Source organism: Neobacillus sp. 204 (assembly GCF_046562815.1).
Lineage (GTDB): Bacteria > Bacillota > Bacilli > Bacillales > Cytobacillaceae > Neobacillus.
The window spans coordinates 572,190-596,621 of the sequence record NZ_JBJORY010000001.1; the positions used below are offsets into that span (position 1 = coordinate 572,190).

Sequence of the window (24,432 nt, forward strand, 5' to 3'; positions counted from 1 at the left end):
AGTTAATAGATGAAATGATAAATGGGTAGAAAGGGGTATTTGAACAAATGAATGAAAAACAACGTTTAGAAGGTACACAAGTCGAGTCTGTTAATTCTTCGGACAAAAAATCCGCCAAGGATTACAGCAAGTACTTTGAACAAGTGATTACTGCACCATCCTTGAAAGAAGCGAAGAAACGTGGAAAAGAAGAAGTAAAGTATCAAAATGACTTTGCTATTCCAGAGAAATTCCGTGGAATGGGTGAAGGGCGAAAGTTTTATATTCGTACCTATGGCTGTCAAATGAATGAACATGATACAGAAGTAATGGCTGGAATATTTTTAGCATTAGGCTATGAACCCACTGACAGTACTGAGGATGCAAATGTTATTCTATTAAATACATGTGCAATCAGAGAAAATGCTGAAAATAAAGTGTTTGGTGAACTAGGTCATTTAAAGTCACTAAAATTAGAAAAGCCTGACTTACTTATTGGTGTTTGTGGATGTATGTCTCAAGAAGAATCGGTAGTAAATAAAATTCTAAAAACCTACCATCAGGTTGATATGATTTTTGGTACCCATAATATCCACCGTTTACCATATATATTGAATGAAGCATACATGTCTAAGGAAATGGTTGTCGAAGTTTGGTCTAAAGAAGGGGATGTTATTGAAAACCTTCCAAAAGTCCGCCGTGGGAAAATTAAAGCATGGGTAAATATCATGTACGGCTGTGATAAATTCTGTACTTACTGTATCGTACCTTTTACTCGTGGGAAGGAAAGAAGTCGCAGGCCAGAAGAAATTATTCAGGAAGTACGTCATCTTGCCGCACAGGGTTACCAAGAAGTTACGTTACTTGGTCAAAATGTAAATGCCTATGGAAAAGATTTAGAAGATGGTTCTTATGGACTTGGTGAACTGATGGATGAATTACGAAAAATAGATATTCCAAGAATCCGTTTTACGACTAGCCATCCGCGTGACTTTGACGATCGTTTAATTAACGTTCTTTCCAAAGGCGGAAACTTAATGGACCATATCCATTTACCAGTTCAATCAGGTTCCACTGATGTGTTAAAAATTATGGCCCGAAAGTATACAAGGGAACAGTATTTAGAACTTGTCAGAAAAATTAAAGCGGCGATTCCTAATGTTGCATTAACCACTGATATTATTGTGGGCTACCCGAATGAAACAGACGAACAGTTTGAAGAAACAATGTCCCTCTACCGTGAAGTCGGTTATGAATTGGCATATACCTTTATTTATTCACCACGTGAAGGTACTCCAGCAGCTAAAATGGAGGATAACGTTCCGATGGAAGTGAAGAAAGCTCGCCTACAGCGCCTAAATGCTCTTGTGAATGAGCTCTCATTAGAAGCAATGAAAAAGCATGAAGGACTAATCGTCGATGTTCTTGTTGAAGGGGAAAGTAAGAACAATCCTGATGTTCTTGCAGGCTACACCTCTAGGAGCAAGCTTGTAAACTTTGCTGCACCAAAATCAGCGATTGGCAAAATTGTAAAAGTGAAAATAACAGAAGCAAGAACATGGTCTTTAAACGGAGAAATGGTGGAAGAACTAGAACCAGCAGAGGTGAAGTAAAGTGGCGAAATATACAAAAGATGATATCGTTGCACGTGCGACAGACTTAGCACGGATGATCGCTGAAACAGAAGAGGTTGACTTTTTTAAACGTGCAGAAGCACAATTAAATGGAAACAAGAAAGTTCATACCCTGATTTCTGACATTAAAGGATTGCAAAAGCAAGCTGTAAATCTTCAGCACTATGGCAAACCTGAGGCTTTAAAGAAGGTTGAAGATAAAATTGCTTCCATTGAGCAAGAATTAGATGAAATTCCTGTCGTACAGGAATTCAAACAATCACAATTAGATGTGAACGAATTACTGCAAATTATTGCTTCTACCATTTCAAATACGGTCACCGACGAAATCATCATTTCAACGGGCGGTGATGTATTGATGGGAGAAACTGGTTCCAGCATACAAAATGGTGGCTCTTGTGAAGGTCATGACGATTGCGATCACGAACATTAAGACACTAGCCAGGCTTTTAACCGAGCCTGGCTTTATTTATTTTCTTAACTCTATATTAATTTTCCCCTGCATACCAAATCTTATTACTCTTCATTTTTTAAGTACAGGCCTGGAAGGCACACACCTATAAATCCCGCATAAAATGAACTATGACTAAACTTTTATCCAGTACTCATCAAAATAAATATCACACTAGTCTTATATCTTGCATACGATGAAATGAAAATGAATGAGGAGGGTTCGCGCGAAATGGGAGAATATAGAGAGATAATTACGAAGGCCGTAGTAGCGAAAGGACGTAAATTCACCCAGTCCAATCATACGATTAGCCCGGCGCATAGTCCAACAAGTATCCTTGGCTGTTGGATCATCAACCATAAATACAATGCGAAAAAGGTTGGCAAGACTGTGGAGATACATGGCTCTTACGATATCAATGTTTGGTATTCCTTTAATGATAATACCAAAACAGAAGTTGTCACAGAACGTGTCCAATATACAGATGTCATTAAGTTAAAGTATCGTGACCATGATTGCCTCGATGACAATGAAATTTGTGCTCGAGTGCTGCAGCAGCCAAATTGTGTTGAAGCGGTCATTTCCCCGAATGGCAATCGTATCATCGTCCATGTCGAAAGAGAATTCCTTGTAGAGGTGATTGGCGAAACAAAGGTTTGTGTTCGTGTCAGCTCTGAGGAATGCAAGGACTGCGATGATGATTGGGGTATGGACGTAGACGATGAAGAATTCGAGGAGTTAAATCCAGATTTCTTAGTCGGCTCAGAAGAAGAATAAAAGTAACTAGGAGGTTTTTACTTCCTAGTTTTTTTCTTTTTAGGGGAATTTTTAAATGGCAAAATTAGCAAGCTATGATAAGGAGGTGTTACGATGGAACCTAGACAGCCTGGAAATAAAAATATGCCTGATTTTGACCAATTAAATGACCGAATCATTGCCGAATCTTCACCCTCACCCATGCTAGTGATCAAAACCAATCTCGATCCCAAAGATGCTTTAGAAAATAATCCGTATTATCATGATACGGAAGTGAAAAACCCCAAAAAAATAAAGGAATATTTTGAGGAATAAGAAAGTCAGGAGTTTAATCCTGGCTTTCTAACCATTCTGGCTTTAATAAAGACAGGACGTATGTGTCATGAAATTGTTCGTTTTGATTGATATAGCCGCGCAGTCTGCCTTCCTTTGTGAAACCAATCTTCAAAAGTAAGTTAATCGATGCTTCATTTTCCGGATAGACCACAGCACCAACTCGATATAAATCTAATTGCTGAAAGCTAAAACGGATCACTTCATTTATTGCCTCTCTTGCTAGGCCCCTTCTCCAATAATCTGGATGGAGTTCATAGCCAATCTCCGCCCGCTTATTTTTTAACTGTAAACCATTAAGACCCACGGTACCGATAAATCGCTGATTTTCTTTTAATTTGATACCCCAACGGATCCCGCGTTTATCAACAAGATTCTTATGAAACATGTCAATTAATCTTGAAGCTTCGACAGGTAAAGTAAAACGATTCGTCCCATAAAACCTAGTCACTTCTTCTAATGATAAAATTTCGTATAAGTAGTCAACATGCTGATGGGTTATTTCAATTAATTTAAGCCTTTTCGTTTCTAAAATGGGAAAAGTCATCGCAAATCCTTTCTCTTAGTCATTATTACGCATCGTTAACAAAATTGAAAATAGGGAATTTCCAAATGAATTCTAAATCTTTCTATTAATTATTAGTGTATAATGGCATAAAAGAAATTTCCATTAAATTATCTATAATTTTGGTTTAGAAGGTGTACAATTTTGCAAAAAGCAGAGTATATAAATTTAATAGAAACCGAACTTTTACCGAATATACAATTAACTACAATCAGTCCGTTTGACCCGATTATCGTGAAAAATCAGTCACAGATATGGAAAATCATCGGGAGTGGTAATTATGCTGGGGTATTTACGCTTGATGCTCATCCGGAATGGGTTGTAAAAGTATATGGACGAAGTCCTGAAGAACTTAAGAAGGAAATTGAAGTATATAAAAGATTAGGAAATCATAAGAGTTATTCTTCACTTTATGATTATGGGGAAAATTATTTAATCTTAAAAAAGCTTGAAGGGATTACCTTGTTTGATGCATTGGTAAAGGGAATTCAAATTCCCGAAACTGTAATTAAAGATATTGATTCAGGTTTAGATTATGCAAGGTCGGTTGGATTAAATCCCTATGATGTTCATGGGAAAAATGTCGTCATGTTTGAAGGAAGAGGGTACATTGTTGATATATCTGATTTTTATAAACAAGGTTATTGTAGGAAATGGAAAGATTTAAAAAAGGCCTACTATAAAATTTATCTTCCATATATTTATAAATATCATCCGCCAATCCCGTTTTTTATCGTCGATGCTGTTCGCAAAGGTTATCGGATGTATCGCCGCTTGAAAAGGAAGAGCAATCAAGAGAATAATTTTATTTAAAAGCTGTTACAGCAAATTAGAATGCGATATTTTAGGTTAATTTAAGTCATCTGCCTTCATATAATAGTTGAATGTGGAGGTGTATCAAGATTTGGATGCAAACGAAATCCACTAAACGTTAAGTGAGGTGCAATTATGGATGACCGTCAATTTCGAAACGCAATGGGTAAGTTTGCGACAGGTGTAACCGTGGTGTTAACGGAAGTAGCTGGAGATGTGCACGGAATGACTGCGAACGCCTTTATGTCTGTATCTCTTAATCCGAAGCTTGTCGTCATTTCCATTGCTGAAAAAGCACAAATGCTTGAAAAAATAAAACAAAGCAAAAGCTTTTCGGTTAATATTTTGTCCTCGTATCAGCAAGAATTATCAATGATTTTCGCGGGTCAAACGAAAAAGCAGCAAGAAATAGTGTTTGACCGTCTCGAAGGAATACCGGTTTTACCAGGAACTGTGGCTCAAATTACTTGCGAGGTATCTGCAGAGCATGTGGAGGGAGACCATACACTATTTATTGGCAGGATAATTAATATTAACCTGATGGAATCTGACCCATTAATTTATTTTAGTGGAAAATATCGATCGCTTGCAGAAGAGTAAATAAAAATCACTTATGGAAAAATTTAAAAAAGTGCTAGTTTAAATCAATTATTTTTATAGCTTAATAGGTAGATTGAATTTATTAGTAAGTCCTCACCGGTAGGGCTTATTTTTTTATATTCTGAAAATTTGTTACAATGGAGATACAATAATTTTATTAAAAGAAAAGGAGTAAACAAATGGTATTGCAACTTGAAAATGTCTCTTTAATACGCGATGGGAATTGGATTTTACAAGATGTAAATTGGAAGATTAATAAAGGAGAAAACTGGGTATTATTTGGTTTAAATGGTTCTGGAAAGACAGCCATTTTGAATCTATTAAATGTCTATTATTTTCCAACAAATGGAAAGGTAACTGTCCTTGGCATGGAATTTGGGAAAACCTATCTAAGTGAGAAGCTACGTAAACAGATCGGGTTTGTCTCTTCTTCACTTCAAGAAAAGTTTCATCCAGGTGATAATGCGTTTGAGGTTGTCTTAAGCGGTGCCTTTGCTTCGATCGGTTTATATGAAACACCGACAGATGAAATGAGAAATGGCAGTTGAACTATTAGAGACACTTGGCTGTATTAAGTATGCAAATCGCAATTATGAAAAATTATCACAAGGGGAAAAGCAGCGGGTCTTAATTGCACGAGCACTGATGGCTGACTCTTCTTTGCTAATATTCGATGAACCTACGAATGGATTAGACTTTATCGCGCGCGAACAACTGTTAGATTCGGTTAGGAAAATCGCAGAAACCCCCGGTGCTCCGACGTTGATTTATGTAACACATCATGTCGAAGAAATTTTACCTATTTTTACAAAAACATTATTACTTAAAGAGGGCCAAGTGTTTGCAGATGGAAAGACAAGTAAATTGTTATCAAGTGAAAAGCTAACCGAATATTTCAATCTTCAAGTTCATGTAGATTGGAGGAACGACAGGCCGATGCTATCTAAAACAGAAAAAGAAAGACTCGAAACCTATTAATGATGAAATTGATACCCTTAAGAAAAGGCGCATGAAGGCATTCATGCGCCAACCAATTGTCATTGGATTAAAAAGTTTGAACCCCTTTATAAGCTTTGCGTAAGATATCTGCTAACTCGTTTACAAGCGGACGCTTCGGATTAACATTTGTATCTAGATCATTAAAAGCATGTAAAGCCAATATATCAATTTTGTTTTCGTAGGCGGATTTACTTGCATCTAGAATTGGATAAAACCTTGTCTTTTGATTAAAGTGTAAAACTTCACAGTTTTAATCTAGATTGTAGTATATAGTGGATAAGAACTTTACTATAACAATTAATCTGACTGTGAGGTTGGGCAAAATGAAAAGATATTCTGTCTTCATATTGAGTCTCATGATCCTATTTATCGCGGGCTGTGGGACATCCAATAAAATGACTGTGAAACTAACCACTCCAAAAACATTTACCCCTGGAAAAAGATATGCCATGCAGTTTACTTTGGCAGACAAACAGGGAAATCCGCTTGAGGGTGCCCAAGTGAGTGCTGAATTAAATATGAAAAATATGGATCATGGAACAATTCCGGTCGCTGTGGAAGAAATAGGGGATGGCAAGTATATTGGAACTGCTAGTTTAGCGATGAACGGTGAATGGGTTGCTGTAATAAAAGTAGAACACGATGGAGAATTTTTAGAGGATGAAAAGCAATTCTCAGTCGAGGCAAAAACATTAGAAAATGCTCATAAAGTAACAAGAGCCGTTGCCTTACCTGATTTTATGTTAATCGACGAGAATGGGCGTTCAGTGACAAAACAAGATCTTATCGGAAAAACTGTTGTCCTGACTTTTACGTATGTAAATTGCCTTGATACGAATGCTTGTCCAATCTTATTGAGTAATTTCAACAACTTGCAGCAGGATCTGAAATCGAAAGGAAGTAAAACAAATAATCTTTTACTTGTTTCTGTTTCGCTTGACCCTGAAAATGATACACCTGAAGCGATGAAAGAACACGCCAAGAAAATGAACTTTGATTTGTCTTACCTTAAAATGCTGACAGGAGATAAGAATCAGATTCAAAACCTGGCCGACACGCTGGGTGAGCTTTTCGAAAACAACGGTGTCGAAGTATTACATGACAACAAAACGTTTATCTTTAATGAGGACGGACTATTGACACATGAATTCAATGGGAGCAATATTGACCGCAATGAATTATATCAGGTAGTTACACTTGAAAAATAGGGGAATGACCACTATCCTTTTTGATGGTGGATAGTAAAGGGGTGACGAGCACGCATATGTGTTCGTCACCCCTTTTTACATTTCATTTCTTTTAAAGAAAAACAAATATAAAACAAAACTATATTTTTAGTATTCAAAGATAAACAGAACTAATTTATAATGAAAATAGAAGTTAATAACCACATATGCAAACAAACGGAGGAATTAGGATGGTTAAGAATCTTTGGGATACTGAAAAAGCTATACAAGTTCTAATGGAAAAACACGGACTTGTAACGTGGGGAGAAACTTCTGAACAGTCTTATGCAAAAACAATTGAAATCATTAATGAAGCAGAACAATATATAAATGAAAGAATTGATGAAGCATCTGTATTTGGCGGGGAAAAATATCAATCTCTTTCAGAGGAAGAAGCAACTAGTATTTTAGCTAAAGTAATGCCTGTTATCCGCGGAGCAGTAAGTGAAGAAAGAAGATGCTGTTAACGTTTGATCGTGGTGAAGATGTACTTCAATTTGTAAACAGCGAGCAAGCTCCCGAGCTTTCACAGATAGGTGCAGCATGTCCAGACCATTTAGTTCACACAAAATGGTTCCACTTTATATTAATTGGGAACTCTAGAGTAAGCGGGGCATTATATCATCGTGCGATTGCTGTTATGAAAGGTGCTACTACATTAGGAAACTTTGTATCTTTAAGCGAGAATGAATCTTACAACGTCGAATATTGGCCATTAGAACTATATAAATTAACTCTTGCTCCAGCAGAGACAGAATTTTCTAGAAAGGTAGATCAGTAAACCATGTGAGGAATTTGAAACTCAATTCTCCCAGATTAAAAAATTAGTAGGCTAATCCCTTTATAAATCATTCTTTTTAGGTATTGTATGTTTGTTTTTCAAAAATATATGTTATAGTTATAATGAAAATAAGTAGAAAACAAATACAAACAAACATAAATAGAAGTAATTATATCGGAAGGGGTAAATGAAGTGCTAGTAGCAGAAAGACAAAAAAAGATTGTGGAAATAGTTAATGAACGACTGAGTATTCGAGTGACCGAGCTTAGCAAGATGTTTTCCGTTACAGAGGAAACCATCCGTCGTGATCTTGAAAAGCTTGAAAAAGAGAACCTACTAATACGAAGTCATGGCGGAGCGGTTAGTATTGAAAAGGAGCAGGGGGAGATTTCCTATTTAGAAAGAGAAATCACGAATGCGGAACAAAAGAGGGAGATTGCAGGAGCAGCCGTTCGTTTGATTGAGATTGGTGATCAAATTGTGTTAGATGCAAGTACTACAGCATGGTATTTAGCAAAGGAGCTCCCTGATCAGCCGTTAACCGTTTTAACAAACTCCATAAAAGTAGCAATTGAACTTAGTAAAAAAGAACAAATCAAAGTGATTTCTACCGGAGGAACATTACTCTCACAATCTCTATCATATGTCGGACCGCTTGCAGAACGTTCTCTCAGCATGTATCACGTTAATAAAGCGTTTCTTTCCTGTAAAGGGGTCCATCTTGAAAAAGGGCTAAGTGATTTTAATGAGTCACAAGCATTATTAAAGAAGCATATGATGGAAATAGCAGATGAAACCATCCTAATGGTGGATTCCACTAAATTTGGAACACGCTCCTTTTCGCAAATTGCCCCTATTTCAACTATCGACTGCATTATTAGTGATTCCAATATAGATGAAGTAACTAGAAACGAGCTGGAAGAAAAAAAGATAAAGTTATTGATTGTAAACTAAGACCTTGAGCCAAACACACTAAATTGTGTTTGGCTTGCTTAATTCCACCTTTTGGGACCACTATCCATATTATCTCTGTTACATTCAATTATCTTTCCAATCAAAATTTTCGATAAAGTGTACGAACGCTTTAACAACATTCCATTCCAGAGCTTCCTTATGATAATACATCCACGTTCTCCGCAAAATTGGATTTCCTTCTTGATCTTTTAAGTGGATTTTGTATAAGTCTTCTATCCCCTTAAGGACCCTGCTGGACAAAATTCCATAGCCTAAACCGTTGATAACCATTTCTTTACAGGGATCTACTTGGTCCACCTCTATACTGATAAAGGGGGCTTGCGCATAATTTTCAGCCCACCAATGATCAATGACTGATTTTAACAAGTAATCCCCTCTATATTCGATTCTTGGAAGACGAGGGAGATCCTTAAGATCCAACTCATTTTTTGAAGCAATGCAGATGGTTTCCTCAAATAATTGATGTTTCGATAATCCCCGAAAGCCATAATCTCCACGAACGAAACTAATATGGACATCCTTATTGTGGATAAGTTGAGTGACGTCTCTGCTCCATCCCGTAGTTACTTTGAATTCCACATGTGGATATTGCATTTTAAATAGTTTTAAAACATAAGGAAGTTCATAATTCGCGAAAAAATTGGATACCCCCAATTTCAAGGTACCAACCACTTCATCACTTTCGTTATTACTCATATTTTGGACATTTTCTTTTATCTTTTCATAATGAGCAAGTGCTTCCTCAGCACAATGAACAAGATATTCTCCTTGTGGGGTAAAATGCACCCCCCTGCTTTCACGGGTTACGATTTTTATACCCAGTTCTTCCTGCATATGCTTTAATCGAGTCGTTAATGCGGGTTGAGTAAGAAATAAGAGGCGAGCTGTTTTTGTTAGATTCTTTTGATGATAAAGCACCTTTAGTATTTCCCAGTCACGGTAATCCATTTTTCCACCCATCTATCTGATATAAATATTTTTTATAGATTAATATAATTTTTTAGCATTTTATTTATTTCAATTATTACATTATCCTTAACCTTAAGCAATTAATTATAATGTCATTAAATAATCCGAAACAAGACATATATAGTAACACAACAATGGGGGAATTGTGAATGGGAATACAGCAAAACCAACAAAATCCTTGGAGAAAATTCAATGGTCCAAACCTTGGCTATGTAATCGAACAATATGAACGCTATACGAACGGAGAAGACTCCATTGATCCAAAATTAAAAGAACTTTTTATTAAATGGGGCTCACCTTTGTCTTATGAGTCAAGAGATGCCAAAGAAAGCAACAATAAAGAATCAATCAAAGTTGAAAATTCCGTAAATATACAGAAAGTCCTCAAAGTAGTAAAACTGCTTGAAGACATTCGTTCCAATGGACATTTAGCGGCAAACATGAACCCAGTAGAGGCAAATCAACAAAATCAAAAATTGTTTAATCCAGAAAAATATGGGGTAAGTGAGCAGGACTTGAAAGCGATTCCATCCAAACTTGTTTGGGAGGAGGCACCAGTTGGCATTCAAACCGCATGGGATGCTATCAACCATTTAAAGAGTATTTATACTTCCACATTAGCCTATGAATTTAACCATGTGCAACATATGGATGAACGAGCATGGTTAACTCAAATGGTGGAGACGGGTTCCTTACATCGTTCCTTGTCTAAAGAAGAGCAAAAGAACTTGTTACAATCTTTGACTGAGGTAGAAGGATTTGAACAATTTTTGCATAAAACCTTCGTCGGTCAAAAAAGATTCTCCATTGAAGGCGTTGACATGCTAGTACCCATGCTAAATGAAGCGGTACACGAAGGTGTCGGGAATGGAGCGCGTAATGTTGTGATTGGAATGGCGCATCGTGGCCGCTTAAGTGTCCTTGCACATGTGTTAAGCAAACCATACAGCAAGATGTTCTCTGAATTTCAGCATTCGTCTGCCAAACAACAGGGCCCGTCAGAAGATTTAGTCGACATTAGTGAGGGCTGGACTGGTGATGTGAAATACCATTTAGGTCGCAATCGATTCATGGAAGGTCCCGGTAACGTTCGTGCACGGATTACCTTAGCCAATAATCCGAGTCATCTTGAATTTGTTGATCCGGTCGTCGAAGGTTTTGCAAGAGCTGCCCAAGAAGAACGAAAAAAGGCTGGTTACCCGGAGCAGGATGTTAAAAGGGCGATGGCGATTTTGGTCCATGGCGATGCAGCATTTCCTGGTCAGGGAATTGTAGCGGAGACTTTGAATTTAAGTGGATTAAAAGGATATCGAACAGGAGGAACCATCCATATCATTGCCAACAACATGGTTGGCTTTACGACAGATAGCCACGATTCACGTTCGACGAGATATTCAAGTGACTTAGCAAAAGGATTTGAGATTCCGATTGTCCATGTAAATGCGGACGATCCAGAAGCATGTCTGGCCGCTGTTCGTCTTGCCTATCAATACCGTACTCGGTTTCAAAAGGACTTTTTGATTGATTTAGTTGGATACCGTCGATTTGGCCACAATGAAATGGACGACCCAGCGGTCACCCAGCCACAAGTATACAAAAAAATTGTGAACCATCCAACTGTAAGAGCGTTGTATTCCAATCAGTTGCAAAATAGAGGCATTCTTAAACAAGAAGAAGTGGAGCAAATCAATCGCAGCGTACAAGAAATGTTGCAAGCTGAGTATGAAAAAGTTTCAGAGAAGAAGCAGGATGAACTCTTTGAAGAAGTAGAGGTTCCGAGAGTGATCTCCAAAGGAATTCCACCGATGGAAACCAGTGTGCCACTTGATACTCTTCGTGAATTAAACCAAGATTTGCTGAAATGGCCAGAAGGTTTTCATGTGTATCCAAAATTAAAGCGGATCCTGGAGCGCCGTGATAAGGCATTAGAAGAAAACGGGAAAGTAGAATGGGCGGTAGCTGAAGTGCTGGCATTTGCATCGATGTTAAAAGAAGGTACGCCGATTCGTCTAACTGGCCAAGATTCTGAGCGTGGAACGTTTGCGCAGCGGCACATTGTACTCCATGACTCGGAAACAAACGAAACCTATTCACCATTGCACCATCTTCCGCAAGCACGAGCATCGTTTGCGGTTCATAATAGCCCGCTTTCGGAGGCAGCTGTTGTAGGTTTTGAATATGGATATAATGTATTTGCTCCTGAAACGCTTGTCATGTGGGAAGCGCAATATGGCGACTTTGCCAACACTGCACAGCCCCTCTATGATCAATTTGTTTCATCTGCGAGAGCAAAATGGGGGCAAAAATCAGGGCTTATCCTCCTGTTGCCACACGGGTATGAAGGCCAGGGTCCAGAGCATTCCAGTGCCCGTCCTGAACGCTTTCTACAGTTAGCAGCTGAAAACAACTGGACGGTTGCCAATCTGACAAGTGCGGCCCAATATTTTCATGTTTTACGCCGTCAAGCATCTATCTTAGGAACTGAGTTTGTTCGGCCATTGGTGATTATGACGCCAAAGAGTCTGCTGCGCCACCCGTTAGTCGCTTCTCCTGGTACTGCTCTAAGCGAAGGCCATTTCCAAACGGTTGTGGAACAGCCTGAGCTTGGAAAAGCGGCAGATAAGGTAAAGCGTTTAGTGTTAACAACGGGTAAGATGGCCATCGATCTGGCTGTAGAAATTGACGCAAAGAAAGAAAATCGCAACTTAGAAGAAATACACATCGTTCGAATCGAACAATTGTATCCATTTCCTAAGGAAAAAGTAGAAGCCATCTTGAAGCGTTACCCAAATTTGAAGGAAATCGTATGGGTGCAAGAAGAACCGCAAAATATGGGCGCGTGGCATTATATCGCCCCTACGCTTTTTGATCTTGCTTCCGGCAGCCTGGAAGTTGGTTACATTGGGCGTCAAGAGCGTTCAAGTACGGCAGGCGGCGATTCGATCGTTCATAAGAAGGAACAAGAACGCATCATCCAACAGGCTTTGAACTATATAGAGTCTAGTAGCTACTCAGAAACAAGAAAGAGAGCTAGTTACTAACTAACCATTATAATCAGGCAAAATACTATAGTTGAAAAACTAACATAATAGGGACTTAACATCATACCTAGGAGGATACAACAGATGATTGAAATCAAAGTACCAGAACTAGCAGAATCCATTACAGAAGGAACCATTTCCCAATGGCTTATTAATATTGGTGATAAAGTGACCAAAGGAGATAGTGTTGTTGAACTGGAAACCGACAAAGTTAATATAGAATTAAATGCCGAATACTCAGGTGTAGTCACAAAATTATTAAAAGAGACTGGTGATATCGTCGAGGTAGGCGATGTCATTGCGATTATCGAAGAGAATACGGCTGCGGGAGCCACTCCAGCTGTTCCAACAGCAGCAGCTCCGGAAAAAACAGAGGAAGTAAAAACCGTAAATCAGCATAGCAACCAACCTGAGCCAGAACTTCCAAAAGCCGCAAGTCCGATCGCTTCACCAGCTGCCAGAAAATTGGCAAGAGAATTGGGAATCGACTTAACACAAGTAAGCAGCCGTGATCCACTTGGCAGAATTAGACCAGATGATGTAAAAGCATATACACCGACACCTGCGGTAAAAGAAGAACCAAAGGTGGAAAAGTCCAGCCCCAAGCCGGCTGTACAACAAATTGATGAAGAGTTTGACAAACCAGTAGAACGTGTGAAAATGTCGCGTCGACGTCAAACAATCGCTAAACGACTAGTAGAAGTCCAGCATACAGCGGCGATGTTAACCACATTCAACGAAGTCGACATGTCGGCTGTTATGGATTTACGTAATAAGCGAAAAGATGCCTTTTTTGAAAAACATGGGGTTCGTCTTGGATTCATGTCATTCTTTACAAAAGCCGTCGTCTCAGCTTTAAAGCAATTTCCGCTGTTAAATGCCGAAATTCAAGGTGATGAATTGATTCTCAAAAAGTTTTATGATATCGGAATTGCCGTTGCAGCACCAGAGGGGTTGGTCGTACCGGTTGTACGCGGTGCAAACCAGAAAAACTTTGCCGAAATCGAACAAGAAATCAGTAATCTTGGTAAAAAAGCTCGTGATAACGCCCTTACATTAAATGATTTGCAAGGCGGAACATTTACGATTACCAACGGTGGTGTTTTCGGTTCGTTAATGTCAACGCCGATCTTGAATAGCCCGCAAGTGGGGATTCTCGGTATGCATAAAATCCAAACAAGACCAATCGCGATTGATAATGAGCGGATGGAAAACCGCCCAATGATGTATATTGCCCTTTCATATGATCATCGAATTGTAGACGGAAAAGAGGCTGTTAGCTTCCTAGTTGCAGTAAAAGAATTGTTGGAAGATCCACATTCGTTATTATTAGAAGGATAAAAGCTTGATAGGAATACAAATATCTATTTTAACTTCTCGTAAAATAATCCAAGCAAACAGACCTTTTAGGTCTGTTTTTGTTTGTTTAATCAGAAATAAACAAATGAATATTGTGACAGAACCTTACCTGGATGTTGATAAAGTTGTAAGAACAGTACCAATGAATTTTGATGCTTCTAAATTGGCCGGCAGATATTTTGCAGTTACCGGTTCAGGAAAATACTTTAAAAATGTAAAAGAAGAGAAGGAATCTTGAAACTGTAAAATATGTTGCTTAATCAAAAGGCATACACCTAAAAACAGGGAGCATGCCTTTTGTTCAGATGATCGATTCGAAATATGATATGATTTGATGTAAAGAAACCATGAGAGAGATTTTTTTGCTATAATACAAGGTAGTGAAGGAGTTGTAAATTTGAAAGAAATAATTCTCATGCTTACTGAACTTTTAAATAATATCCATGATTTTATTCAAGTATATGCAAGTAATAATTTAAATCTTGGTTTAAATGATAAAGACTTACACTTTTGGATTATGGGTATTATAGGTATTTTAGTATTTCTCATTGTACTTATTTTGTCTAAATTCATATCTAAAATGCCCTTTGGGATCACAATACTATCTTTCCTCTATACTTTTACATTCATGGTAGTTTTAGTATTTGCAATAGAAATACAACAAGCTATTACTAATAGAGGTAACATGGAATTTCAAGATGCTATCGTGGGATTATGGGGATACGTTGTATTTTTCTTAGGCTTCGCAATCATTTCATCAGTCATCTTAATAGCTAAAAGGTTTTTAAATAGACTTCTTAAAAATGGTTCGAATAAAAAAGTTGATTTATAAATAATCCACCATTAAGCCCCATTTCGATTGGGCCAATCGCATAAAAATACACTGATATTATGTTTCTCTCTTATGGAAAGTTAGATCCGACAGAAATGCGATAAAATCAGTGTTTATAAAGCTTTTGCGTCCCAGAGACGAACCTCCGATCGACAGTTTAGTAAACTGTCGGTTTTTACTGTTTATGGAAAAATATTGATATATAATAGTGTCCTTTTTTCCAAGTTTGTTAGATTTTTTGCAGATACCATCTGACTAATAAAAGAAAGTGAACTTTTAATATTGAATATTACATTGATGAAGCAATCAAATGTTTCATACATGATAAAAATAGAGCTATTTTTTATACCAAAAACATATTTTTTGGTTTATTATGGTAATGTGAGTAAGTTTTACCACCTTTTGCTAGACACTAAGACTTCCTCATACAATATTTCTATCAATCTTATATTAAGGGGTGCAGAATGAAGAAAAGAACACTTTTATCTTTACCAGTTACTGCCTTTCTGTTATTATCAACCGTTTTCCCAGGGGGCGTGCAGGCAACATCACAAACGAGAGGAAATAGCAGTTCCGTTATGGGCAAAAATCAAGTGAGCTCTAGTAACAACCTTAGAAAAAGCCAAATAAAAGAAGTAAAAACTGCAAGCAACAAGGTTTCTATTAAAAAAGAGACAGATAGTAATTTAGAAACTGAGATCAAGGAAAAATTAAGTAAAAAAGAATCACAAAGCAAAAATACATATCAATCTGGCGAATTAATCATTAAATATAAGAAGAAAGTAACCACTGGGGAAATCAGCACACTCCAGAAGAAATATTCATTAAAATCTACGAAGAAATTAAAATCTGTAAATGCAGAGGTTGTAAAAATTCCAGCTGATCAAAGTACGAGTGAGTATATTAATAAACTTGAAAATGATAATAACATTGAATCTGTACAGCTTAACTACAAATATTATCCTTCTGATCTAAACAATTCTCCTAACTATTATGATCAGTTATGGGGTCTTAACAATACGGGACAAGCAATTAAAGAGATTAATGGATTAGCAGATATAGATGTAGATGCACCTGAGGGGTGGAGTAAATTTAGTTCCAGCCTTCCAGAAGTTGTGGTTGGTGTCATTGATACGGGAGTTGATATCAATCATCCTGATTTACAAGGGAAAATTTGGACAAATCCGAAAGAAATCCCTAACAATAATATCGATGATGACGGGAACGGTTATACTGACGATGTCCATGGATGGGATTTTTATAACAAAGATAACACAGTCTATGATGCACTGGATGGGGACGAGCACGGAACACATGTCTCCGGAACGATCGCTGCCGCTTTAGAGGGAACAGATACTAGTTCAAATAAAGGTGTTGTTGGTGTAGCTCCAAACGTGAAAATTTTACCAATAAAATTTCTAGGACCTATGGGCGGAACCACTTCCGATGCCATCGAGGCAATTGCGTATGCGAAATCGATGGGTGTAAAAATTACGAATAATAGCTGGGGGGGTGAAGAATACGACCCTTTACTCGAAGATGCCATCAACAATAGTAATAGTTTATTTGTCGCTGCGGCCGGAAATGATGGAATGGATAATGATGAAGGCGGTGCTTATCCTGCGAGCTTCGAATCTACTAATATATTATCCGTTGCTGCAGTGGATAATAAGGGTAAAATAGCACCTTTCTCCAATTATGGCTACGATTCCGTTGATGTTGCTGCACCAGGTGTTGATATTTTAAGCTCAGTTCCTAAATACCCAGTTGACGAGCTTGCAAAATTAATGAGTATTGACCAGCCAGGAGCATCCGCACAAATCAGCGGGGATAATTATAAGGCGATCTTTGATGGCATTGGGTACGAAAAATTAACTGGGTCACAAAGACAAGAGGCTTTTAATAAAGCACTAGATTATTTAGGAGTGGATTCGTCTAAAAACATTCTCCTTGTCCAGGATGATGAAAGCGACCTTGCAGAAATGTTCAAAGACGAACCGGAAATTGCCGGCTTATTTAAAAACTATTTACCTATTTATAAAGAACTTTTAAGCAACCATTCTTCACTTACAGCCATTACGGTTAATTCTGATGCATCCCTAGCGGATTACCTAGATAGCACTGAATTATCTTCCTTTGACGCAGTGATATGGTTTACAGGTAATGGTATTGGGGTTTTCAATGAAGAAGGCGCATCTTTAACATCTACCGACGCTGACATGTTAAAAGATTTCCTATCCAATGGTGGGAATTTGTTGTTAACTGGTCAGAATGCCTTATCTGCCCAAGAGAAATCACCACTTGTTAAGGACTATTTACATTTAACTGTTTTTTCTGATATGGCACCAAGTTTGAATGTAGAAGGTCTATCTGGTGGAATCTATGAAAATACAAAATATGAAGTAAACCGCTATGAGTCGCCTTATTACTTTGCTGATTTTATTAAATCCAATGATTCTAAAACAGTCGTAAATACGAAATATGTTTCTGATTATTCACAGGCGTATGATTTCTATAGCGGAACGTCGATGGCAACCCCTCATACAACTGGGATAGCTGCTATTTTACTAGGATTACGTCCAAGCATGGCACCGGAAATGCTAAAGTTATATACAAGCACAAAAGGAAAGAGCCTTGAATCATTAAAAGGACTTGTTAACAGTGGAAAACTTGTGAGTTCATTGAATCTAGATAACTTTGATGATAATGAAACTCCAGGAGTGCCATTAGAAAAAAGTGTTTTAAATGACAGCTTGGAAGCCACTACAGATAAGAATGATGTTTTTGCCTTATCCTTAAAAGAAGGTGAAGCTCTCTCCCTTTCTCTGAATGGTATTTCAGGTACTGACTTTGATTTGTATGTGTTTGACGGCTCAACAACTAGTATAAACAATTCAAATGGAATGCTTGCGTTCTCTGAGAATGCCAATACATCCAATGAATCTATAAAGTTTACTGCTCCTAAAACGGGCATCTATTTTGTTAATATCTATGCCTACAAAGGGAACGGAAACTACAAGCTCTATACTGGTAATTTTGGAGGATCGTATGAAGATGATTCAAACTCAATGACCTTCTTAGGGGGCTGGATGCCTTCATTTAATCCCGAGTATTCAGGAGGATCTGCTAATACCATTAATTCAATCGGAGAAGTTAATTTTTCTTTTGTTGGGTACAGCTTTGATTGGCAAGGGTTCAAAGATCCGACTCAGGGAATAGCCAATGTATATATAGATGGTACTAAGGTCGCATCTCCTTCTCTTTATTCTAGTACTTTTAAAGCAAAACAAACGATTTTTACGAAGGACTTTTCCTCATACGGCAGACACACAGTCAAAATCGTCTGGACCGGAATAAGCGATCCTGCTTCGAGAAAAAGTGCTTCAGGAATCAATGTAGATAAATTACTGGTAAGAAGCAATCCTGTTTCATTAAAAGCCTTCTATGATAAAGTCAAAAAATATCCAGTTATTACATGGTCAGCTGTCCAATGGGCAGAATCTTACAGCATTTACCGTAAAGAGTCTTCACAAGCAAACTATGTACTACTGAATACAAAGCCTATTTCTGGACCAGTTTATTCTGATACTACTGCCTTACCAGGAAAATCCTACAACTATGTAGTTGTCATTAATACAAAAGAGCAAACGGAAACGCCTTTTTCGCCAGCTGTCACTTTCGTTTATGATGATGACATAAAAGGAAGTCTTCCATTGGTAGGAACGGCAAAGGGAAGCTTGAATGCCGACGCCAAAGATGTAAATGATGTTTGGTCTAAACGCTTGGAACAGGGCAAAACATATGAGATTAAACTTACAGGCCCAACTGGTGCAAATTTTGATCTTTCGCTATTTAATATGGGAACAACGACTATTTATGGCACGACTGCCCTTAAAAAATCGGCTGGTACTACTTCTTCTGAAAAAATCATCTATAAACCGACAAAATCGGGACTGTTTTATATCGTACCATCTGCATTAAAAGGGATGGGATCATATAGTATAAGCTTTTCCGTCCAAACGGCAAAAATCGTTGAAAATACAGATTCCACTATTAAATATTCAGGTACTTGGATAAAGCCGAAGTATACTTATTCTTCCGGAGGAACGATACAGCAAACGAAAGGAACGTCCGGATCCCTTGAATACTCATTTACTGGAACGGGAATCACACTTTACGCGTTAAAATATAAAACGATGGGAAAAGCTGATATTTACATTGACGGTGTAAAAGTAAAGCAAATCGACCTATACTCTTCAAGCCATAAGTATAAAGCGAATGTTTACGAGACCCAAAGTCTCGCAAATAAAGCACACAAAATCAAGATTGTCGCGACTGGAAAGAAAGCTAGCGCCGCAACAAACGCCTATATAAATATTGACGCGTTTAAAGTAACGCAGTTTACGTTAGTGAAATAAATTGTAGACTAAAATAGAAAATCCTGATCTCTGCTTTTTGGGGATCAGGATTTTTTGATTCTATAGATAAGTAGTTTTTTGTTTTGCTCAAATGGAAGTTAAACTAACTATCTAAAATGAAGTTAAGGGATTAATAGTAACTTTTCCTTTTTCAACTAAAGAAAGGAGGTAGCTGCTCCCACCTCGCTCTCAATCGGAGGAAAAGAAAAACAAAAAATGGTAAATAAAAAAAGAAACCCTTGAAAGACAAAGGTTTCTCTTACGTCCCAGAGAGGATTCGAACCTCAGACCTACAATTTAGGAAACTATCCGATATGTCAACGTATTGTCTATCTTTTTGAGACTGTCCATTTTATGGGTTACAGTTTAACCCTCGCCAGCTTGTAATTGTTTCTCGCTTTTAATTAAAGTTGAAACCAGGATATAACGCTTCGGTGCTTTGCCTATAAAATTGAAAGGATAACAGGTGGTCACGGTTAAAGTGGCACGTGGCTTTGGTACAATAACCGTGCGATCGTCGGCAGCTACAATCCGAACTTTCCTTACCTTGTATGTGAATTTGCCGGCTGAGGTGGAAACGATTAACAAATCACCCTTTCCAACGCTGCCGAGCCTGTGAAAGACGGTATCACGGTGTCCGGAAAGCACAGAGTTATCCTTTTCCCCAGGAAGAACACTGCCAGCAAAATGGCCGACTCCTTTTTCAAGTTCATCCTCATCTGTGCCGTGATATATGGGAAGGGATGCCTTTAGCTTTGGGATAAACAGCTCGCCGATCATTTCCCCTTTTTGGGGCCTTTTGGAATATAGGGGTTCATCCACCTTATAGGTGTCGGCTTTTTTCGGTTCAGACTGCTTAACATGAACCTGTTCGGAGCTGGTTTGAGCCGTTTTATATAACAAATATCCTTTTAAAAACTTAAAAGTATTTGTCCCGCTAAACCATAAGCCAAAAACGACTATTGCCATTGAAAGAGAAAGAAGAACCAGCTTTCTAGTTCTTCTTTTTGTTGTATTTGTCATTTCTAAATACCGTTTACTTTCATTCTTCTGTACAGTAACAGGCCTGCTATTGCGATTGAAAGACCGCCTAAAGCGTTTGGCAGATAGTCGGAAGCGGTTCTTGGCAAAGTGCCCCCATTAACCGTTTTTACTTTCTTAGGGAGCTTATCCACCACTTTAACTACATCCTTTGTTATCTCAAGGTCCTTACCTGTTTCAGTGAGCAAATCTGAATCGAACATTTTAGCTGTTAACACCATATCGGCAAGAAACTCACCGTCTTTAGAGAAAATTTTTATCAGCAAATCAGCCCCATTAAGAGAATCCATTTTAATAAGAGAATCAATTGACAAAGGAGTTGTTTTTCCATCTTTGGTTAAATAAAACTCCGTTTTCAATTCGAAAAGATTAAGCAGGTCATTCCAAACATCCAGGATTTCGGCAACATTCTCTGCAGTCAGGTCATCCGCACTGTCAAAATCTTTGAAGGACATAAGGCGGTTTGCAATTTCCTCCATCTTTGTGCCAAACTCTTCCGAATTGGCATTCTCATCTGAGAATTTCATCATTATATATTCACTTAGTTTATTTATTTCAGCTTCTGTTAAGCCAATCTCATCGAGCATCGTTTTTATCTCGTCCTGTGCTCCACTATAAACAATTTCCGCCAATGCCATTTCAAGGTCTTCAATATATTCATAGTTTTCAATCGAGTCATTATTCTCATTTAATAACTTTTCAAGCTCTTCTTTCGATGGGAAGTCATAATTAGAAAGAAGCTCCTTCAGGTTTTCTTCTGTTATCGGTGTTAATTCTTCCTTATATAATAATTCATAAACCTTATAGTCTAGGTCATCATAAAATACGCACTCATCCAAGGATGTCCCATTTTCTTTGAGTAGATTTTCAAGTTCTGGTTTTGTTATTTCATACTCATCGAGGAGTTCTTGGAGATTGGTTTCATTAACAGGATCCCCCAGGTAATTCTTTAATTCTGAGAAGGAATCAAAGTCTGCCAAGGTAAAATCGTGTGTATCCTTTAAATAGGATATAAATTCATCTTCGGACATACCAATTTCTTGTAAAAAGGTTTGAAACTCCTGACTCTTAGGCTCAACTTGAGCAAAAGCAGTTATAGGTATTAGTCCAAGAATAATAAAAGATGCCATGAAAACAGACATAAGACGCTTCAAAAAGTTATCCCCCTATATTTATATGATAATTACTAGATTAGTATAACCTAGGACGCTGGAACTGAGAAGATGTTTTCATATCTGTAACGACCTGAATTTTCTTATTTTTACAGAAAAAATGAAAAATTGCAGGGCACTTTATCGGAATCCAACATACAACGAAAAAAGGGCTTGTAAACGTAGTTTCAATTTTATAAACAACTGATTAACATACGCTACAAAACCCTTTTCTCTATACGCTTATCAAACTTTTACGTCCCAGAGAGGATTCGAACCTCCGACCTACAGTTTAGGAAAAGTATGATATATATTGGCGAAGAAACCTTGAAATTAAGTGTAACCATTGATATAGAAATGTTCGTATGAATTAGATGTTTGTGCTAGCGAGGAGAACGCCAAGTGTCTGCAATATTTCACCAAAGAAATTGACGGGCTGAAACAAGAATGGAAAGGCATTTGTTAGATGAATCCTCCATATGGTCATTTATAGGAGAATGGGTAAAAAAAGCTTATGAATCATTTTTAAATGGAGCAACAGTTGTTTGTTTGCTTCCTTCCTGCTAGAACTGATACTAAATGGTGGCATGAATATTGTATGAAGGGTGAAATTAGGTTAGTTAAAGGTCGGTTGAAATTCGGAGATAGCCATAATTCAGCACCTTTTCCAAGTGCAGTTGTAATATTCGGGAATCAAGCCAAAATTAATACAGTTATAGCCATGTAAAAATGAAATACTTAGTTTTGCCCCATGATGCGAAGGATTAAAAAAAATTAACAAGTGAGATCGTTATAAGACGGTCTCTTTTAATTGGATTTTTTACAATTTGTATAAAAGTACAATTATTATGATTTAAATTTAAAAAATCACAATTTTAGTCCGATTTTTTAATAGCCATTTTAGATGAAGGGGTTGGAGTTAAGCAAACCTTATTTGCGCGCCATTTCCGAAGCGGAACAACGAAACTTTGCCATTATTGCCAAGGTGAGCTTAATTGGGGCACAAAATTTAAAATCGTTATTTAGTTAAAGTATTTAGATAAAAATGAGGATAAGTAAGGCAGCGAATTCATTAAGAACGCTGCCATTTTTTAAAATTATTAACTGATAGAATTTTATCTAAAGAAATTGAATGTTTTTTCGATAATTATCGATGATTGATTTGGCCAATGAATTAGCTTTATTCATTTCCTGATTTTCCATATAGTAATCAAAAAGTTGAATTTGATAATCTTCTGTTACTTGTTGCATGTTTATTTTATTGAAATATGGTGTAGCTTTATACTCAAGGTACTGATAATAATCATCTTTTTGATCTTGAATGGTAAGGATATGAAGATTAAAAATATGAATATGCAGTAATTCATCCGTTTTTTTGGCAAGCTTAAGTCCTTCTTTAGCTAGAGCTAAAATTTCATCTTTCGATTTCAATTTCCCCTTAATTAGAGTGGTGATATATTCTTCTAGAGAGCAAAGATAATAATATGAATTCTTGTGTTCCCATGAATACATAGCATTTTCATAGCACTCAATAGCCTTTAAATAATTCCCTTCACGAAGTTTAAAGTATCCAAAATTAGTGTAGAGACTAGCCCTATGATCATTCAGTCCGTATTCTACCGTCATGTCGATTAGTCGATTAAATTCAGAATCTAATGAGATCATCTCATTAGATTGTTCAAGTTGCATTAGTATGAGTGTTTCAGTTTCAATTATTCGGGTAAAGCAACTAGCGTCTTTAAAGTACTGCAAAGCTTTACTTGCATAGTATAAAGCTAACACTCGTGAGTTAATAGAGTCATAGGCGTATGCCAAATGATATAGATATTCATGAGTATATTGATTTCCATCAATATCATTTAGAATTGAAATGGCTTTATGAAAGTTTTTAGTAAATCTTAATTCGTAAAATCCTTTATTGTGAAGGAATAAATTTTTTTCAAATTGAGATAACTCCTGGCAAGATTCCATTTTTTTTAAACACTTAAGCGCCTGTGATTGATTACCTGTTGATAAATAATGCCTAGTAAGAATAAGTATGTAAAATTGGAAGAAAGTAGGCATTTGTAGAAGTGCTACATGTTCAAGTTTTTCCTTTAACTGATCCGCTTTTGTATGAATTTTCATACTAATAGAATATAGCCATTCTTTTAGTAGAATATCTAGACTCATATAAGTTTTTATTTCAGTTTGCAAATCTATTTCTAGTTTATCAGCTAATAATTGGAGTGTTTTTGGAGAGACTTCAGTTAATCCTCGTTCGATCTTACTAATGTGAGTTGTAGAACATATCCCTTCTCCTAACTCAGATTGTTTCATATTTTTCTGTATTCTATAGAATTGTATAATTTTACCTTCAATCAAAATATATCCCCACTTTGTTGTAATTTACTAAAATATGATTATAACCCCAATTTGAAATAGGGTGTTTATTAGGTTTTTTAAAATTAAAAGAAAAAAATGAAAGTGTTTAGGTAGAAAATCACACAAGAAAACCCCCATAGCTAAA

General features: G+C 37.1%; 17 protein-coding genes and 4 pseudogenes. 16 read left to right on the forward strand and 5 right to left on the reverse strand.

What is annotated here, in order from left to right; all coding sequences use genetic code 11:
- Positions 1 to 47: 47 nt before the first annotated feature.
- The 4 genes from miaB to ACJ004_RS02905 all read left to right on the forward strand — a co-directional run bounded on the left by miaB (position 48) and on the right by ACJ004_RS02905 (position 3,135).
- On the forward strand, positions 48 to 1,592 hold the full coding sequence (gene miaB / locus ACJ004_RS02890) for a tRNA (N6-isopentenyl adenosine(37)-C2)-methylthiotransferase MiaB (protein ID WP_410891023.1): 1,545 nt from the start codon (positions 48 to 50) through the stop codon (positions 1,590 to 1,592).
- A 1-nt stretch (position 1,593) separates the two neighbouring features.
- Complete coding sequence (locus ACJ004_RS02895) at positions 1,594 to 2,046, forward strand: YlbF/YmcA family competence regulator (protein WP_410891024.1); 453 nt, start codon at positions 1,594 to 1,596, stop codon at positions 2,044 to 2,046.
- A 249-nt stretch (positions 2,047 to 2,295) separates the two neighbouring features.
- Positions 2,296 to 2,841 carry an outer spore coat protein CotE gene (locus tag ACJ004_RS02900; protein ID WP_410891025.1) on the forward strand — a complete coding sequence of 182 codons (546 nt, stop codon included), beginning with the start codon at positions 2,296 to 2,298 and terminating at the stop codon, positions 2,839 to 2,841.
- A 93-nt stretch (positions 2,842 to 2,934) separates the two neighbouring features.
- Positions 2,935 to 3,135, forward strand: a complete 201-nt coding sequence (locus ACJ004_RS02905) for a hypothetical protein (RefSeq protein ID WP_410891026.1) — start codon at positions 2,935 to 2,937, stop codon at positions 3,133 to 3,135.
- Positions 3,136 to 3,148: 13 nt separating this feature from the next.
- Here ACJ004_RS02905 and ACJ004_RS02910 read toward each other — a convergent pair whose 3' ends face one another.
- A complete protein-coding gene (locus ACJ004_RS02910; RefSeq protein WP_410891027.1) occupies positions 3,149 to 3,700 on the reverse strand; it encodes a GNAT family N-acetyltransferase in 552 nt (183 codons plus the stop codon).
- A 162-nt stretch (positions 3,701 to 3,862) separates the two neighbouring features.
- Between ACJ004_RS02910 and ACJ004_RS02915 the strand changes: the two genes are divergently transcribed.
- The 6 genes and pseudogenes from ACJ004_RS02915 (at position 3,863) to ACJ004_RS02940 (ending at position 9,091) form a co-directional block, all read left to right on the forward strand.
- Positions 3,863 to 4,531 carry a protein kinase family protein gene (locus tag ACJ004_RS02915; protein ID WP_410891028.1) on the forward strand — a complete coding sequence of 223 codons (669 nt, stop codon included), beginning with the start codon at positions 3,863 to 3,865 and terminating at the stop codon, positions 4,529 to 4,531.
- A gap of 135 nt (positions 4,532 to 4,666) precedes the next feature.
- Entirely contained in the window at positions 4,667 to 5,131 is a 465-nt protein-coding gene (locus ACJ004_RS02920; protein WP_410891029.1) for a flavin reductase family protein, read from the forward strand.
- Positions 5,132 to 5,310: 179 nt separating this feature from the next.
- Positions 5,311 to 6,109, forward strand: a pseudogene (locus tag ACJ004_RS02925) (ABC transporter ATP-binding protein).
- 377 nt (positions 6,110 to 6,486) lie between these two features.
- Positions 6,487 to 7,338: an SCO family protein gene (locus tag ACJ004_RS02930; protein ID WP_410891030.1), complete on the forward strand. Its 852-nt coding sequence runs from the start codon at positions 6,487 to 6,489 to the stop codon at positions 7,336 to 7,338.
- 248 nt (positions 7,339 to 7,586) lie between these two features.
- Positions 7,587 to 8,128 (forward strand): annotated as a pseudogene (locus ACJ004_RS02935) (bifunctional rhamnulose-1-phosphate aldolase/short-chain dehydrogenase); the annotation flags it as partial.
- 201 nt (positions 8,129 to 8,329) lie between these two features.
- Positions 8,330 to 9,091 (forward strand): DeoR/GlpR family DNA-binding transcription regulator, encoded by a 762-nt coding sequence (locus ACJ004_RS02940; RefSeq protein ID WP_410891031.1) that lies wholly within the window; start codon positions 8,330 to 8,332, stop codon positions 9,089 to 9,091.
- An 84-nt stretch (positions 9,092 to 9,175) separates the two neighbouring features.
- On the opposite strand, the gene ACJ004_RS02945 is transcribed toward ACJ004_RS02940, so the two are convergent.
- The gene (locus ACJ004_RS02945; RefSeq protein ID WP_410891269.1) at positions 9,176 to 10,060 is read right to left on the reverse strand and encodes a LysR family transcriptional regulator; all 885 of its coding nucleotides are present in this window, start codon (positions 10,058 to 10,060) and stop codon (positions 9,176 to 9,178) included.
- 170 nt (positions 10,061 to 10,230) lie between these two features.
- Here ACJ004_RS02945 and ACJ004_RS02950 point away from each other — a divergent pair, with 170 nt between their 5' ends.
- From ACJ004_RS02950 to ACJ004_RS02970, 5 genes and pseudogenes are all read left to right on the forward strand, one after another.
- Positions 10,231 to 13,122, forward strand: a complete 2,892-nt coding sequence (locus ACJ004_RS02950; protein WP_410891032.1) for a 2-oxoglutarate dehydrogenase E1 component — start codon at positions 10,231 to 10,233, stop codon at positions 13,120 to 13,122.
- An 84-nt stretch (positions 13,123 to 13,206) separates the two neighbouring features.
- Complete coding sequence (gene odhB, locus ACJ004_RS02955; protein ID WP_410891033.1) at positions 13,207 to 14,463, forward strand: 2-oxoglutarate dehydrogenase complex dihydrolipoyllysine-residue succinyltransferase; 1,257 nt, start codon at positions 13,207 to 13,209, stop codon at positions 14,461 to 14,463.
- A 124-nt stretch (positions 14,464 to 14,587) separates the two neighbouring features.
- Positions 14,588 to 14,704: pseudogene (locus ACJ004_RS02960) on the forward strand (rhamnulose-1-phosphate aldolase); the annotation flags it as partial.
- 174 nt (positions 14,705 to 14,878) lie between these two features.
- Positions 14,879 to 15,313: a hypothetical protein gene (locus tag ACJ004_RS02965; protein ID WP_410891034.1), complete on the forward strand. Its 435-nt coding sequence runs from the start codon at positions 14,879 to 14,881 to the stop codon at positions 15,311 to 15,313.
- Between the two features lie 464 nt (positions 15,314 to 15,777).
- The gene (locus tag ACJ004_RS02970) at positions 15,778 to 19,731 is read left to right on the forward strand and encodes a S8 family serine peptidase (RefSeq protein ID WP_410891035.1); all 3,954 of its coding nucleotides are present in this window, start codon (positions 15,778 to 15,780) and stop codon (positions 19,729 to 19,731) included.
- Positions 19,732 to 20,097: 366 nt separating this feature from the next.
- On the opposite strand, the gene ACJ004_RS02975 is transcribed toward ACJ004_RS02970, so the two are convergent.
- Together ACJ004_RS02975 and ACJ004_RS02980 are read right to left on the reverse strand one after the other, a co-directional pair.
- Positions 20,098 to 20,754 (reverse strand): class D sortase, encoded by a 657-nt coding sequence (locus ACJ004_RS02975; RefSeq protein ID WP_410891036.1) that lies wholly within the window; start codon positions 20,752 to 20,754, stop codon positions 20,098 to 20,100.
- Between the two features lie 2 nt (positions 20,755 to 20,756).
- A complete protein-coding gene (locus ACJ004_RS02980) occupies positions 20,757 to 21,926 on the reverse strand; it encodes a processed acidic surface protein (RefSeq protein ID WP_410891037.1) in 1,170 nt (389 codons plus the stop codon).
- Positions 21,927 to 22,296: 370 nt separating this feature from the next.
- Here ACJ004_RS02980 and ACJ004_RS02985 point away from each other — a divergent pair.
- Positions 22,297 to 22,389: pseudogene (locus ACJ004_RS02985) on the forward strand (adenine methyltransferase); the annotation flags it as partial.
- 653 nt (positions 22,390 to 23,042) lie between these two features.
- Here ACJ004_RS02985 and ACJ004_RS02990 read toward each other — a convergent pair.
- Positions 23,043 to 24,287 (reverse strand): helix-turn-helix domain-containing protein, encoded by a 1,245-nt coding sequence (locus ACJ004_RS02990; protein ID WP_410891038.1) that lies wholly within the window; start codon positions 24,285 to 24,287, stop codon positions 23,043 to 23,045.
- Positions 24,288 to 24,432 lie beyond the last annotated feature (145 nt).

What these genes read in the sequence shown, in the direction of transcription:
- ACJ004_RS02970 (WP_410891035.1), top strand. Translation starts at nt 15,778, where the DNA reads ATGAAGAAAAGAACACTTTTATCTTTACCAGTTACTGCCTTTCTGTTA.
- miaB (WP_410891023.1), top strand. Translation starts at nt 48, where the DNA reads ATGAATGAAAAACAACGTTTAGAAGGTACACAAGTCGAGTCTGTTAAT.
- odhB (WP_410891033.1), top strand. Translation starts at nt 13,207, where the DNA reads ATGATTGAAATCAAAGTACCAGAACTAGCAGAATCCATTACAGAAGGA.
- ACJ004_RS02920 (WP_410891029.1), top strand. Translation starts at nt 4,667, where the DNA reads ATGGATGACCGTCAATTTCGAAACGCAATGGGTAAGTTTGCGACAGGT.
- ACJ004_RS02905 (WP_410891026.1), top strand. Translation starts at nt 2,935, where the DNA reads ATGGAACCTAGACAGCCTGGAAATAAAAATATGCCTGATTTTGACCAA.
- ACJ004_RS02930 (WP_410891030.1), top strand. Translation starts at nt 6,487, where the DNA reads ATGATCCTATTTATCGCGGGCTGTGGGACATCCAATAAAATGACTGTG.
- ACJ004_RS02950 (WP_410891032.1), top strand. Translation starts at nt 10,231, where the DNA reads ATGGGAATACAGCAAAACCAACAAAATCCTTGGAGAAAATTCAATGGT.
- ACJ004_RS02975 (WP_410891036.1), bottom strand. Translation starts at nt 20,754, where the DNA reads ATGACAAATACAACAAAAAGAAGAACTAGAAAGCTGGTTCTTCTTTCT.
- ACJ004_RS02900 (WP_410891025.1), top strand. Translation starts at nt 2,296, where the DNA reads ATGGGAGAATATAGAGAGATAATTACGAAGGCCGTAGTAGCGAAAGGA.
- ACJ004_RS02945 (WP_410891269.1), bottom strand. Translation starts at nt 10,060, where the DNA reads ATGGATTACCGTGACTGGGAAATACTAAAGGTGCTTTATCATCAAAAG.
- ACJ004_RS02910 (WP_410891027.1), bottom strand. Translation starts at nt 3,700, where the DNA reads ATGACTTTTCCCATTTTAGAAACGAAAAGGCTTAAATTAATTGAAATA.